The 14078-nt window shown below is 62.2% G+C and carries 14 protein-coding genes; 9 read left to right on the plus strand and 5 right to left on the minus strand.

Annotated elements, in window-relative coordinates; translation table 11 throughout:
* Nucleotides 1–146: 146 nt before the first annotated feature.
* Nucleotides 147–680, minus strand: coding sequence for a hypothetical protein (locus tag J2X98_RS17915; RefSeq protein ID WP_306971349.1), 534 nt, complete (start codon nucleotides 678–680; stop codon nucleotides 147–149).
* On the minus strand, nucleotides 680–1807 hold the full coding sequence (locus tag J2X98_RS17920) for a M23 family metallopeptidase (RefSeq protein ID WP_306971348.1): 1128 nt from the start codon (nucleotides 1805–1807) through the stop codon (nucleotides 680–682). Before J2X98_RS17920 ends, J2X98_RS17915 begins: the two co-directional genes overlap by 1 nt.
* A gap of 276 nt (nucleotides 1808–2083) precedes the next feature.
* Here J2X98_RS17920 and J2X98_RS17925 point away from each other — a divergent pair, with 276 nt between their 5' ends.
* From J2X98_RS17925 to istB, 9 genes are all read left to right on the plus strand, one after another.
* A complete protein-coding gene (locus J2X98_RS17925) occupies nucleotides 2084–2821 on the plus strand; it encodes a hypothetical protein (RefSeq protein WP_306971347.1) in 738 nt (245 codons plus the stop codon).
* Nucleotides 2822–3018: 197 nt separating this feature from the next.
* On the plus strand, nucleotides 3019–3582 hold the full coding sequence (locus tag J2X98_RS17930) for a hypothetical protein (protein WP_306971346.1): 564 nt from the start codon (nucleotides 3019–3021) through the stop codon (nucleotides 3580–3582).
* A gap of 422 nt (nucleotides 3583–4004) precedes the next feature.
* Nucleotides 4005–4307, plus strand: a complete 303-nt coding sequence (locus J2X98_RS17935) for a hypothetical protein (protein WP_253033878.1) — start codon at nucleotides 4005–4007, stop codon at nucleotides 4305–4307.
* Between the two features lie 271 nt (nucleotides 4308–4578).
* Complete coding sequence (locus J2X98_RS17940) at nucleotides 4579–6288, plus strand: hypothetical protein (RefSeq protein WP_306971344.1); 1710 nt, start codon at nucleotides 4579–4581, stop codon at nucleotides 6286–6288.
* A gap of 259 nt (nucleotides 6289–6547) precedes the next feature.
* Nucleotides 6548–7462, plus strand: a complete 915-nt coding sequence (locus J2X98_RS17945; RefSeq protein ID WP_306971343.1) for a ParA family protein — start codon at nucleotides 6548–6550, stop codon at nucleotides 7460–7462.
* On the plus strand, nucleotides 7459–7833 hold the full coding sequence (locus tag J2X98_RS17950) for a ParB family protein (protein ID WP_306971342.1): 375 nt from the start codon (nucleotides 7459–7461) through the stop codon (nucleotides 7831–7833). The genes J2X98_RS17945 and J2X98_RS17950 overlap by 4 nt, the downstream gene beginning before the upstream one ends.
* On the plus strand, nucleotides 7833–8219 hold the full coding sequence (locus tag J2X98_RS17955; RefSeq protein WP_307310909.1) for a hypothetical protein: 387 nt from the start codon (nucleotides 7833–7835) through the stop codon (nucleotides 8217–8219). Before J2X98_RS17950 ends, J2X98_RS17955 begins: the two co-directional genes overlap by 1 nt.
* 74 nt (nucleotides 8220–8293) lie before the next feature.
* A complete protein-coding gene (gene istA, locus J2X98_RS17960; RefSeq protein ID WP_237428196.1) occupies nucleotides 8294–9823 on the plus strand; it encodes an IS21 family transposase in 1530 nt (509 codons plus the stop codon).
* Entirely contained in the window at nucleotides 9820–10608 is a 789-nt protein-coding gene (istB, locus tag J2X98_RS17965; protein ID WP_237428195.1) for an IS21-like element helper ATPase IstB, read from the plus strand. The genes istA and istB overlap by 4 nt, the downstream gene beginning before the upstream one ends.
* A 361-nt stretch (nucleotides 10609–10969) precedes the next feature.
* Here istB and J2X98_RS17970 read toward each other — a convergent pair whose 3' ends face one another.
* From J2X98_RS17970 to J2X98_RS17980, 3 genes are read right to left on the minus strand one after another with little or no spacing between them, the layout of a single operon-like run.
* Nucleotides 10970–11881 carry an AAA family ATPase gene (locus J2X98_RS17970; protein ID WP_306971312.1) on the minus strand — a complete coding sequence of 304 codons (912 nt, stop codon included), beginning with the start codon at nucleotides 11879–11881 and terminating at the stop codon, nucleotides 10970–10972.
* Nucleotides 11868–13331 (minus strand): Mu transposase C-terminal domain-containing protein, encoded by a 1464-nt coding sequence (locus J2X98_RS17975; protein WP_306971311.1) that lies wholly within the window; start codon nucleotides 13329–13331, stop codon nucleotides 11868–11870. Before J2X98_RS17975 ends, J2X98_RS17970 begins: the two co-directional genes overlap by 14 nt.
* 15 nt (nucleotides 13332–13346) lie before the next feature.
* Nucleotides 13347–13919: a recombinase family protein gene (locus tag J2X98_RS17980; protein WP_306971310.1), complete on the minus strand. Its 573-nt coding sequence runs from the start codon at nucleotides 13917–13919 to the stop codon at nucleotides 13347–13349.
* Nucleotides 13920–14078 lie beyond the last annotated feature (159 nt).

Genomic DNA, 14078 nt, shown 5'->3' on the forward strand with positions numbered 1-14078 from the left:
TTTGAAAATCTGTGGTGCCGGTTCCTGGAACAGGATTGGGGCACTGTCTGTGACTGTTCCCTGCGGGCTGCGCCGTTGGGGGCCGGTGAGCGGGTCGGTGAACAGCGGTGCTGTGCCGAAGTCGTCAGCGCCGGCGGTGGGCGTGCTCATTGGGGAGTCACCGGGCTGATGGAGGTGACGAGCCAGGGATCGTCCTGGCCGATGCGGTGGAGCATCATCGTCCACGGCCCGGCGTTGGTGTCGAAGGATGCTGTAACCGTCATGGGGTTTTGCGCTTCCCGGCTGATCGCGGGACCGTCCGTGACGGTGGAGAACGGAACGCGGGCCGGATCGATGTAGCGGGCGTCTTCCTTGTACTCGGTCGCGAGCATCGGTTCCAGATCCTTGAACCACGTCGTCTCCTCCACTGCAGGCCGGCCGAACAGTGCCATGGCCTTCGCGGCGGTCTCTTTGACCTTCGCTTCGGCGGCGGCATCCCAGGTGACGTTAGGGCCGTGGTAGTGCTCGGAGGCCTCGTCATGCTCGTGGCCGTCGCCGGCTGAGTTCGCCTCAGCCTCGGCCGTGCTGGTCGGGGCCGGCGCGGCCGCGGTGGTGGTTGTGTGTGCGGTCGGGCTCCCGGCGCAGGCCGTCAGCAGGACTGCGGTGGCCAGCAGGGGCAGGGCGAGTGCGGTTCTGCGCATCACAGGATGCCTTTCTCTTTGAGGATCGGTGTGGGGTCGATGGTGGCGTTGACCGGGATCATCGGATTAGGCAGGGCCCCGGCGTAAAACTCCATATGCAGGTGCCGACCGAAGACGTTGCCGGTCGCACCTTCAGTCCCGAGGGGGGTTCCCGCGGCAACGGTGTCGCCTTCTTTGACCTTTAGAGAGCCGGCCTCCATGTGGTACATCCCGATGGTCAGCTTCCCGTCCAGGGTTTGGCCTGTGACGCCGGTTCCGAACTGGCCTTCAAGGTTTCTGATCTTCACGATCTTCAGATCCGTGATCGCCACAATCGCCCCGGCTTGGCCAGGAGTGGAGAAGTCGATTCCGTAGTGGAAGTTGGCCAGCACTCCCCCGGCCGTACCGGGAGGAGCCGGCCGCGGGCCGTACCCGCTGGTCATGACAGCCTTCTGCAGGGGCTTGACCCACTTCCCGGCGATGTCACCGACAACCTGATTTCCCTCACCGGGGCATACCCCGGACGGGTCCACCAGGGAAGCCGATTCCCCGCCGAGTGCCTTGACGATCTGCGTGGCCTGTTCCCGGAACCGGGTGTAGTGGTGTGGATCCGCGTTCCGCTGCGTGCGGTGGATAGCAATGGTCGGTTCAAGGGTTTCCCACCCCTGAACGTTCTGGAGAGCCTTGAAGAAGTTTGTAGCGCTGGTGTGGGGGTCCATGCGGTCCTCGTAGGAACCCCACGAACCGTTTGCCCGCTGCTGGAACAGCCCGCGTGAGTCCGGGCCAGCACCGTCACCGAAATCGATGACCCGCAGCGTGGACTCACCAATGGCAGCCTGAACACCGATCAGCTGTGCGGCCACGGGCAGCTTCAGATCCGCTGCAGCCTTCATGATCGCGGCCGCGTTCTTCATCTGCTCACCATCGAACCCGGCCACTGTGCTGCCGGGGACCGCTGATGCTGCGGATACATCTGACGTGCCAGGTGCCACACAGGCAGAAGCGGCCTGAGCCGGTGTTCCGCCATCGTCAAGAACCACAACAACGAAGCCCAGGGCGAGGGCGGTAGCGGCGGCAACAGGAACAACGACTTTTCGAAACGCCTTACCTGCAACGGCTGTTGCTGCCCCAGCAGCAGCGACACCCATTAGGAAGACCGCCTGATTCTGTCGGTGCGAAACCAGCAGCCGATAAACAGGTCAGTCCCGCCCCTGCACCGCATAGTGACGCGCATGTCGCCCCTCCCCTGGGCTATTCCGGGGCCTGTCCCCGGACGGAAAAACCATCCCGGCTAAACTCAGCCGTAAGGCTAGGATGGATTTGAAACCAACGGTTAAGTATTTGCGAATGCTTAACTATTGGGATCATTCTAGCAGAATCAATCGTGCGCGTCTTGTCGTGTTTGCCCCATCCAAGGAGTGTTTGTGCCTGTCTCAGCCTCAGAGTTCAAGAGCTGGCTGGACGCTCAGTCCATCAGCACTTCCCCTGCCGCTCTGAGCGCTCTGACGGGGCTGCACCGAGGCACTTTGGGCAACCAACTGCGTCGTGGAAACGTTGCAGAATCGACGGTCGTTGCCGTGGCGCGCGCGTCCGGAGCGAATGTGCTGGAGTCCCTTGCCGCCTTTGACCCGTACAGGGACATGTACACCAGACGGATTGAGCCCACGCCGGCAGAAGTGCTAAGCCAGGTCCACCACGCAGACCTGATGGCCGAGCTACAGTTCCGCACCTCGAAGAAGTACTACCCGCGGGATCTGCGGAAACATATTCCGCTCATAGACTTCCCGCACGAGGGATCCAATCGGGCATGGATTGACGCCATCGACTCCGGCGACATCAGGCACCGCATGGCAGAGGAGACTGGCATGGCCCTGACATACATCTTCACGCAGCTCACCGAAAACAAGCTGACCCCACCGCTTGCGGTAGCAGCCTCCAGAGCAGCAGGCACTTCCTTCGCATCAGGTCTGGTGGTTGTCGGCCTCGTGCTTCCGGCCGAGGCAGGCTGGCAACCACGCGCCAGGGAGGACGAGCTGCTTGAAATCACGGACGATGCACTTGTCGAGCTAATCTCCGGCCGCATAAACCTGCTGCAGCGGCGCGTCAAACAACGTAAGGAAGCCCAGGAGTATGCGGAAAAGATGACGGAGCTTCTGGGATGAATCCACTAGGTGTCGTCCCGGTGACGCTCATGCTCATCCTTTTGGGCAGTCTTACGTTCAAGCGCATAAATACACCCGCATCCGGGTTTGAGCACGCCTTGCGGGGAAAGGCGAGCAGAATCGCTTTGTCGGGCATCTTTCTCACCACCGCTTATCTGCTGCTGATACCGCCCGTGTACTACGCGCTGGATTCGATAATGCCGATAACCAACGCTACCGACCTCATCTCCAAGTACTGCGCACTGGTAGCCGTCGCCTTTCTGGGCGGGCACCTTAGTGTCGCCTACGGATCCCCCTTTGCCCGTCGGTGGACAGTGGGTGCTCCCGGAACCGTTGTGTTGGGCCTCGTCTCCGTTGGCCTGCTGTGGACTGTCGTGGCCACAGACGCCCCGTATTCATCCCCCCAGATGCTGGACTTCGCCACACAGCCCAGCGTTCGCATCAACACCTGGCTGGTGCTGTTCTACGTGGCCTACGTTGTCCTTCCCCTGGTGCGGCCGGCGTACCTTGACTCCAAGAAGAACCCTCTCCGGACAGGCCGGGCGGCTTCAGGCATGATCGCCGGTGGTTTCGCCCTCTCCCTCTTGCGCGCCGGTGCGTACCCTGTCGAGTGGTTTGGTAGCGGGAATGTGGTCTACCTGTACATGCTCATCTCCTACGCCTCCACTGCCCTCGTGGTTGTGGGGCTCGCGCTTTTTGCTTACGCACGCAGGAACAGAAAAGTGAAGACCGAGCTGGGATCCGCCCTCTCACTCGATTAGGAAGGCCGGGAGACATGACTACCCCCCAACGAGCGCAGGAAGCAGTAAAAAGCGTCTTATCGGAAGTACCGCGGGAGCACGAGGCTGCCTATCGCGTCATCTACGAGGCAGTGAAGGTGTGCCTGGCAGCTGGCATGGAGCGGCGGGCGGCTGCCGCCTACTTGGGAGTCTCGCGGTGGCGTATCGACCGCCAGGGACGCTACTTTCGGTCTTTGAGAGCGACCAGGACCTTGTTCCGGGATGCCATGGCTGCCAATCCTGCAACTGATCCTGCCGGCGAGTCCGTGGAAGCCATAGTCCGAAGAGCGTGGAAGAACTAACCCTAAGGGTCCCAAATCCCAAAATTCCGGGTTTTATGACATATTGGAATCATGCCATCCGGAATCTGTCACGAGCTTGCTGGGCCAGTCACACCCCATGCGATGACTCTTTCAAAAAGAGCGACACGCCGCGGCGACGTGCAGGGTTTCGTTTATCAAAACCGCTTAGATAGCACTATGGCAATTCAGAAGCTTGCTCAGGGTGGCCGCCCGTCCAAGGGGCCCCGGCACACGTTCGTGGTCAAGCCCGATCTTGCGCGGGCCGAAAAGCTGCGGGCCATTATGGAAATTCTTGGCACGAACGCAGTTGATTACCTGACACCGCTGGTTGCCAGGCATATAGATTCCATTGACCTTGAAGAACTGCGCAATCAGGAGACATTGCCTATACCGAAGGCCAGTTAATAACTGAAGGCCCGCACATGGCGGGCCTTCGTTAAGTATTTAGTTCAGATCTCGTTCTTGGCGGGATGTCGATCTGAACTTTTGTCCAACACCCACCCAGTGGGTGGATTTTGTCGTTCCCCCGAAGGAGTAACTGCTGTCTATGGTACCGGAAGTCAATTCCGCGTCAACGCACGCACATAAGGGTGTCGCGGGCCAACCTAGCCCTCAGCAGGCGTGGATCCTTGCACCCCTGATCGCCGGGCAAGCGTCCTACCGCCTAGGCCGATGGATGGGCACCAGGTTCCAATACCCCCGGCCGGCAACTCCGCCCACCATTACGACGTCTCTGCCCGAGCACCCCGCAGCAGTCATGATCCACGGTACGGACGGTTCCGTAGCCACTCTCTGCATCGACCTGGATACATCCAAGGCACTGAAGAGCGTCGTGGACTCAGACGCAGCCCGGCTCAGGAAGCTCCTGGGTGAAGCGAACATCAGCTACGTGGAGGACTTCTCCCCCAGCGGCGGCAGGCACATCTACATTCCCCTTCAACAACGCCTCACCGCCGCCAAAGCCCGCGAGCTTGTCGAAGCCCTCGGCCTTCTCGCCGCAAGCCTGGACCCGAGCCCCCACCAGAACATCACCGACGGCTGCATCCGCGTCCCGGGCTCAAGGCACAAGGCTGGCGGCCACCAAACCCTCATTACTCCCCTATCCCAGGCCTACGCCACCCTCCGCGTCCGCAACTCAGCGCGTGCCATTGCAGCATTGCGCGCCGCACTGGCCCCGGAGCTGGCCCGCAACAAGGCCATCCAAAAACGCCAATCCAAAGCAGCAACAGTACGGACCACTGCTGGACAGCTGCCCGTCGCTGGCCGCAGCGAAAGCCCACTGCGCCGTATTGCACGCACTGGCATTTACGACACGGCCAAGTACGCCAGCGCCTCAGAGGCCCGCATGGGTGTGTTGAACCACTTCGCTGCGTGCGGTTGGACCCTGGAAGACGTACGGAACGAACTCACCGGCCAGTTCCCGGGCCTGGCAGCCCTCTACGGCACGCAAGCCAAACAAGCGCGGCTCCTTTCCAGCGAATGGGCCAACGCCCAGGCGTTCACCAACGCCGGCAGCACCCAAAAACGTAAGTCCCGTGAAACTGGGAAAATCAATGCCCTTATTAACAACACAAGCCCTACTCAACCCACAGGGGGGGCACTCAACCGCAGCTCCGCGTCAATCCACCAACTCGTGAACGACTTGGAAAATGTCCTGTACGCCGTCCTGGACCGCCGCTTGGCAGCGAGGGGCCGCGAAGGACTCAGCCTCCGCCTCTTGATCCGCGGCCTGCTGGGCTACATGAGGGCGAAAGAAACGGATCTTCTCGATGTCGGCTGTCGTACGCTTGCGGTCGCGCTGGGAAAGCACCATGTCACCATTGCTCGCCTACTTCCCGCTCTGGCCCAGGCCTCCGATGGAATTCTGACCAAAGTCGCGGATGCTCGCTACAAGACAGCAGACGTCTACCTCATTCAGTTGCCTAGGCACCTTCAGCAACTAGCGAGGGAGCTGACGTGGCGCAAAGGACGCATCCATGCCGTTCGGCCCGTGTTCCGAAGCCTGGGAGACGTGGCTGCCCTTGTCTACGAATCCATCGAACGAGCTAGGCACTCCCCCACCACCGCGGAGATTGTCCGCTTCACGAGCATCAGCCGCAACGCCGTATCGACCGCGCTGACTGAGATGGAGGCCCTGGGCATGATTTACCGCGACCACGGTCACTGGAAGAGAACGACAGTTAATCTCACCAATCTGGCGGCAAGGCTGGGCGTGTTGGAGGACTACCAGGCCCACATAAGCCGTAACCGGTTCGAACGTGCCCGCTGGCACGCATACTTGGACCGTTTCCGGATGGTTGAGGTTGATGAAGGTGCACTGTACGACCAGGAACGGGAGGAGTATTGGCTGCCTCCTGGGGATGCTGCGATCTGGAACGTCGCATAGATGACGAACCGGGCTGCAGCGATGCCCGGGTGCCGGCACGCATTTTTCCGGGCATTACCTACAGGGCTTCCTCATGCTGGTCGTTCGCTTGCGAATGAAGCGTATACAGCAAAGCAAGCGGAACTTGCTTCAAAAGTGAAACTTGCAACATAAGTTTTACTTTTTTGACTTGTGAAAAAAGTAAAGACACGCAAGCCAGCTTCACAAGTGAAACAAGTAACGCTGTTTACGCTGGGATCACTTGTGAAAGGAAGGTTCGATGAAACACGATCTGGACCGCGGCGCACTCAGCAGGGTCATCGCGGTAATCAACGGCAAAGGCGGAGTCTTCAAGACCAGTCTTGTAGCCAATGTAGGTGGACTCCTCGCGGAGGCTGGCTCACGCGTGCTCCTCGTGGATCTCGATCCCCAGGGCAACCTCGCGGAGGACCTGGGCTATTCCGAGCAAGGAGATGGCGGCAGGAGCTTGGCCGCCGCCCTCTGCTTCGGCGCCGAGCCGACCTTGCTGACGAGTATCAGACCCAACTTGGATGTCATCGCCGGCGGCCCTGAACTCGATGATGCGGCAGCATTTCTCGGGGCGAAAGCCCAGAAGGACCGCGATGCAGCCCACTTGGCCCTGGCAAAGATGCTTGCAGCCGTAGCGGGGGAGTACGATCTCGTCCTTCTTGATTGCCCGCCCGGCAACGAGCCTTTGCAGGCGGCGGCCGTCGCAGCTGCACGGTATGCGCTGGTGCCGCTGAAGACGGATATGTCCAGCCGTAAAGGTGTTGCCGCGGTGGCAGCACGCATGGACAGCGTGGTGGGGCTCAACCCCTCACTGGATCTCCTGGGTGTTGTCCTGGTGGGAACCGGAACCAACTCAAAACAGGTCCACAAGGTCACCCGCGATCACCTCATCGCCGACTTTGGCACCGACGAAGTGCTGTTCCCAATGACCATCCGTCACGCAGAAGCCACCGCCCAAGCCTGCAGGGAACGTGGGCTACTGGCGCACGAACTCGAACGGGAACTCAGCAAGGCTCCCAAATGGTGGGAGGTTCTCCGTGGAGAAGCCAAAGCCACCCATGCAGGACCAAAATCTGCATCCAGCGTGGCTGAAGACCTGCATGCCGTCGCCATGGAAGTAACGCGGCGCGTAGCCGCCACGGAATCACAGGAGGTCAGCGCATGAGTGCCGCCCAAAGCTCCAGCCGTCCAGTACTCGGCCTACCGCCTCGCCCGACAACAGCACACCCCACAGCCGATGCACCGCTAGCCCGGATGCTGCCGGGCCGCCGGCAAGAGTCGGCCGCGAAGAAGGAAGAGGTCAAGGACGTCGAGACGGCGCCCATGACCGTAAGCATCCCCACCGCTATTCGCAATCGTGCCAAAGCGGCCTACAAGGCGACCAGCTACGTCGAGGGGGATAACACCTGGGCCCATTTCGTTGCGAAAGCCATCGAAGCGGAAACCCTGCGGCGGGAAGCTGAACACAACCAAGGCGAGATGTACCCAGCGTGGGGAGAGAAGCTTCCCGGTGGCCGTAGGTTGAAGGACAGCTAATGCTTGAGCTACGAGAAGCCGCACAGTTCGATCGTGGTGCGCTTGGCTGGGGCGAATGGAAGGACGCTGCGCTTCGTGACTCCAAAGAGGAATTCAGTTTCTTTGAAGAGGGCGAAGAGGTAGCTCGGATCAGAATTTATCCTCAGTACCGTCTCCGCGCACCTTACGAAGAACTACCCCCAGGGGTTTACGTCTGCGTTGATCTTGTGGTGGTCCGCAGTGATAAGCGCGGCAAGCGTCGGGGCCCAGAAGCAGTGGCACTTGTTAGCGGCCATGAAAAACTGCCCATAGGCGGCCACGAAAGTGCCCGCTGGCGGCCAGCAGAACTGCCCGCCGGTGGCCATGAGATCTGCCCACTTCCTTACTTGTTCCTGCCGCGTCTTTAAGCGGTGGGGGCCTCTCCCTGCGGTTTGATGACGGTGTCTAAGCGCACCAAAAGCGAACCAGGAAGAGGCCCTGTATGAAGTCTGACGGAGAAATCATGGAAATTCTTGCTGCCTACGATCTGACCGGATCGTTGCGCGCCACCGCGGAGCTCACGGGCTGCTCGCACCACACCGTTGCTAAACACGTCACCGCCCGTGACGCGGGCCGGCCGATCGGGGAACCCGCGGCCCGCGGCCGGGTCACCGACGCGTTCCTGCCCAAGATCGAGGAATGGATCGAAGCCTCCAAGGGCCGGATCCGGGCCGACAAGGCCCACGAAAAGCTCCTCGCTCTGGGCTACACCGGTTCGGAACGGTCTACCCGCCGGGCGATCGCGCAGGTCAAAGCCGCGTGGCGGCTGGGCCACACCCGCGTCCACCGGCCGTGGATCACAGAACCGGGGATGTGGTTGCAGTACGACTTCGGCGACGGGCCCCGGATCGGCGGGGTGAAGACCATCCTTTTCGTGGCCTGGCTGGCGTTCTCACGCTTCCGCATCGTGATCCCGCTCAGGGACAGGACCGCGCCGAGCGTGTTCGCGGCCCTGGACCGGTGCTTCCGGATCCTCGGAGGGGCGCCGACCTATGTCCTCACGGACAACGAGAAGACCGTCACCACCGCCCACGTCGCCGGGGTCCCGGTGCGCAACCAGCAGACCCTGGACTTCGCCCGGCACTACGGGGTGACCGTGCTGACCTGCCAACCGGCGGACCCGGCCACCAAAGGCGGAGTCGAAGCGTCCGTGAAACTCGCCAAGGCCGACCTCGTGCCCAAAGACACCAACCTCCGCGATGACTACCGCACCTTCGCCGAGCTCGAGGCCGCCTGCACGGCGTTCATGGACGAGGTCAATCACCGTGAGCACCGGACGACGCGGCGGAAACCCGCGGCCATGCTCGCCGAGGAAGCCCCGCGGCTGCACCGGATCCCGGACACCGCCCACACGGTCGCGTTCGGCCTGGCCCGCGGCGTTCCGGAGAACACCCCAATGGTCACCTTCGAAAACGCCCAGTACTCCGTCCCGGCCCACCTGCTCGGAGCCCGGGTGTTCGTCCGCACCCACGGCACCGGGCCCGGCGAGCAGGTCATCATCGTCCACCACGGCACGACCGGGCCCGTCGAAGTCGCCCGCCACGAACGGGCACGGCCCGGCAGCCCCGCCATCAACGACGAACACTTCCCCGGAACCCGGGCGAAGCTCCCCGGCGACTACGAGGTGAGGGCCCGCAGCGCGGACGAGGCCGCGTTCCTGGCCATCGGCGAAGGCGCCAGAACCTGGCTCGTCGAGGCCGCCGCGGCCGGGACCGCAAGGATGAACGTGAAAATGGCCGAAGCCGTTACGCTGGCCAAAATCGCCGGCACTGATCAGGTCGACCGGGCCCTGGGCGACGCCGCCCTGCACGGCCGGTTCGCGCACCCGGACCTCGCCTCGATCTTGAACGCCAACATCCGCCGCACTACCACCCACGCCGCCAACGAAGCCACCTCCCTCACCCAAGGAACAGGGGCGTGGGCCGCGATCGGCAACCCCGCAACCATCACCACGCCGGAGGAGGCCCGATGAGCCCCGTCACCACGACCAATACCGTGGCTCCGCCGCTACCGGCGGACCTGGAGGCCCTGATGCGGTCCCTGAAAATGCCCCACGCCCGGGCGCTGGCCCCGGACCTGATCGCGACCGCCCGCGCCCAGCGGTGGGAACCGGCCGAGGTCATCAAGGCCCTCTTCACGGAGGAAGCCGCCGGCCGGGCCCGGTCCATGCTCGCTTCCCGCCGCAAAGCAGCCGGGTTCCCGACCGGGAAGACCTTCGAGGCGTGGGACCCTGCAGCGTCCTCCATCCCGGGCCCGACCCAGCAGGCACTGCGGACCCTGGAATGGATCACCCGCAGGGAAAACTTGGTCGTCTGCGGGCCCTCGGGGACGGGGAAGACGTTCTTCCTCGAAGCCCTCGGCCAGCAGGCCGTCGAAGCCGGAATGCGGGTCGCTTGGTTCAGGCTCGAGGACCTCGGCGTCCTCATCCGCGCCCACCGAACCGATGACAGCGTCACCCGGGCCGTTGCCCGGATCCTGCGCGCCGAGCTCGTGGTCATCGATGATATTGGTCTGTTGCCCGTGGCCACGGACGCCGCCGAAGGCCTCTACCGGGTCGTGGACGCAGCCTACGAAAAACGCTCCGTCGCGATCAGCTCCAACCTCCACCCCGCCGGGTTCGATGAGCTCATGCCCAAAACCCTCGCCACCGCCACCGTTGACCGACTGCTGCACCACGCCCACGTCTGCCAGACCAGCGGCGATTCCGTCCGTCTTACCCAGGCCCTCGCCGGAAAAGGAGTGACCCGCTTGAACTGACCAACCCAACGATGGCCGACCCCGCCGAAACGAATCAGTGGGCAGATCTGTTGGCCATAACCGGGCAGTTTTACTGGCCACCAGCGGGCACATCAACTGGCCGCCCATGGGCAGAACGTAATGGCCATTGACAGGCACTGATGGTTAATCGGTACGCGGGTCAAACAATGATTGCCTTTTCCGCCGCGGATAGCTTGTGGGAAGACGTTGGCTGGGTTCGAGCCGTTCGAACCGACGGTGATGACCTTGCTTGGCCCCTGTTCTTTCATCAGGTCTAAAACGACCGTTTCTGACCGGTGTTCGGCAAGCCTCCGAAAAAGTCTGTGAATCGCAAAGCTATTTGGCATTGAATCTGCACCGCTTAATGGCCGATGAGAAGAGTCTCCCTTGCTGCGTCCACGACCTCGGGTGTAAGTGTTTCAACGTTGTTGAGCGTTTGGATCCGGCGCACTTGGGTGAGGAGTCTGTCGATGAGACGGAAGTTTCCAGCGGTGATTCGCACGATGGTTGCGACGGCGGTTGAGTGGGCAAGGCTTTTTTCGGGATTGTCTGAGCTGGCCGGAATGCGTTGGGTGAGGACGGCGGTGACTTCATCTGGACTGAGTGGTCGGTATTCGTGGGCGAATCCTATGCGGCTGTATAGCTGGGGGTAGCGAGCGAGACGCTTCTCGATGCCCGGCATGCCTATTAGGATCAGGCCCATGGTGTGGCGGTCGTAGTAGTCCCTCACTTGTTCCAGTCCGGTTGCCTTGAGCCGGTCGGCCTCATCGATGATTAGCAGCTCCGTTCGGCCGCTGGAGCGGGACTCGGTATGAACGTAAGGATCAACGACTCCATGTTCGGCGTAGTCGACCGCGTAGGAGATTTGCTGGCATGCGCTCGGCAGACCCAGGTCGATTTGCCGTACGGTTGCGGCGACGGTGGGAGTGAAAAACGCTGTCCGTGCTTCGAGAACTCTGTCTGGGACAGGTTCAGGCTTCTCAGTAAGGGCGGCCTGCCAGTCCTCCCATTCGTTCACGGCTGCGTAGTGTCGAGCGGAGAGCGTTTTGCCGACCCCTGGGGGTCCCCAGCACAGCCCGATATAGCGATGGGCGCGAACAGTGTTGGCGAATTCCATGAATCGCCGGTGCTCTCGGGTGACGAGGAATGAGGGCTGGTCCGGGGGCGGTGGTGGGGCGCTGCTGTTGACCTCACCGAGCGCACCAAGGAGAAACCTGCGGCCGTCGTCTTTTCCGGCGAGGAGGCTCGGCTTGCCGAAGTTAATCGGCTTCATACACACGCAGCCCGTGTCGCCGCAGAGGTTCGGCCGCAGGTGTTTCCTCGCTTGGGGCAGGAGTTGTGTTTGGCTCTGGCGGGACGTAGCGGGTATCGCGAGGCAGGGCATCGGCAAGGCTTCGCCTGTCGCGCAGTTGCTGTTTGAGGTCGCGTCTTCTGTCTGTTCTGGCGCCGCGTAGCTGTTCGAGGGAGATCGCTTCGGCTGCCAGCTCCGGTGCGATTGCACGGCAGAGGAAGGCTTCGTTGAAGTAGACGCGTATCTCTCCAATATCCCGTGGGTCGTAGCGGACCGTCACCTGTTCGCCAACATATGCCGCCAGCACGGGAGAAACATAGCGGGTGGAAGCGAACTGGATCCCGTCGCGCTGCACCTTCCGGCCCGTGGCCACGGTCAACAGCAGCAGGTCCAGGTCTTCAGGATGAGCAGGCATTCGGGGAATGAATGCCGAGGCGGCCCACCGCTGCACCGGGGATTCACTGGTGGAAGAGTGCGGGCGCTGGTTGTACTCGGTCAGGATGAATGTCTCCAGGATGGTATCGAGTTGCTGCAGTGTCAGCTCGGGTGGACTGATTGGTCGGCCGCGCGTGCCGTGCGGGATGTACCCGGGAAGGTGCGGCAGGAGCTCGGTTGTGACCGTCCCATAGAACCGCTCGATCTTCCCGCGTCCTTGGGGTACTCCTATCTGGGAATGGATGAGTTGAATGTGGGTGTCGAGGCAGACGCGATCGAGACGGGCGGAGGTGAAGTCGGCGCCGTGATCGCTGTAGAGCAGGTCCGGTAGCCCCATGACAGGCCAGGACCGGTTCTCCTTGCGCCGGACGGCTTGGTGAAGCGCCAGCGCGGTTTGCTCGGCGCTGGGTGCCCCGAGGAATACTGTGTAGCCGGCAACGGCGCGGGAGTAGTCATCGAGCATGATCGTGAGCCAAGGCCGCGCACCGCGGCCTTTGGGATCGAGGATTTCGATGTCGAGGAGGGTGTGGTCGGCTTGCCATTGTTCGTTGGGGCGGCTGGCGTTGCGCCGGTAGACCAGCTCGAAGGTGTCCCTATAAGCGGTGTTGCCTTTCTGTGCGAGCGTTCTGAGGCCCGGATCGATGCCAGCCACGAGTGCCCGGACTGTCGAATAGCTCGGGGCTGGGATACCGCGGGCGGAGGCAATGTCGGTGATCCTGCGGTGGATAAATGCAGCTGTTGGTGCGGGGCGGCGCAAAGCAAGTCCTTCGACTGCGGCCATGAGCTCCTGCGGAATCCCACGCTTGCCCCGGTCGGACCGGGGCTGACGCTCCAGGCTCGTGACTTTGCCACCACTCCGGTACTTGGACAGCCAGTTGCGGATGGTGCGGATCGGGATACCTGACTCGGCAGCCAGGCGGGTGAGCGGGATGCCTTCGTCCAGATGCCGGCGCAGCAGGATGGCGCGGTCTTCGGCTGTGAACTTAGCCCGCAGCACCGCACGTTCCCTTACTTACCGCGCTGGCCCGGCGGACGGCGCCTGCAGGTGACGGTAGATCGTGGGCCGGGAAACCCCGAAGGTGTCCGCGATTTCCTGCACTGTGTGTTCCTTCGAGTCGTACATCGCCCGTGCCTGCGAGATCTTGGTCGCGGTCATCTTGAATTTGGGTCCGCCTTTGCGTCCGCGTGCGCGGGCGGCGGCGAGGCCATCATGGGTTCGTTCGACGATCAAGTCGTGCTCGAACTCGGCGATGGCGGCGAGCATGTGGAAGAAGAGGCGTCCGCCGGGTGTCGTCGTGTCGATTCCTTGCGACAGTGCACGCAGGCCGATCCCGCGCTGCTGCAGTTCCTCTGCAACCTGTTTGAGGTTACGCACCGAGCGACCCAGCCGGTCCAGCTTTGTGACGACCAAGGTATCGCCGTCCCGGACGTACTCAAGCACCTGGTCAAGCGCCGGCCGGCGGGCGAGGACACCAGAGGCGTGTTCAACGAAGATTTTCTCGCATCCGGCAGCTTCGAGAACGTCCGTTTGTCCTTCGGGGTTCTGGTCCCTGGTTGATACACGCGCGTACCCGATTAAAGCCACGCCTAAATGTAACGCAAACGCCGCCTCCGATACATAGATAGCGGACAAGGGTCATGAGACGGAACACGCCGGGATTGGCAGCATCGTTCTGTCAGTTTCAGAAGTCGGCTGCACGAATGTCAGAAGTCGTCTGCACAAGCGTTCCTCGCCCTAAGGGCA

Source organism: Pseudarthrobacter enclensis (assembly GCF_030811655.1).
GTDB lineage: Bacteria > Actinomycetota > Actinomycetes > Actinomycetales > Micrococcaceae > Arthrobacter > Arthrobacter enclensis_A.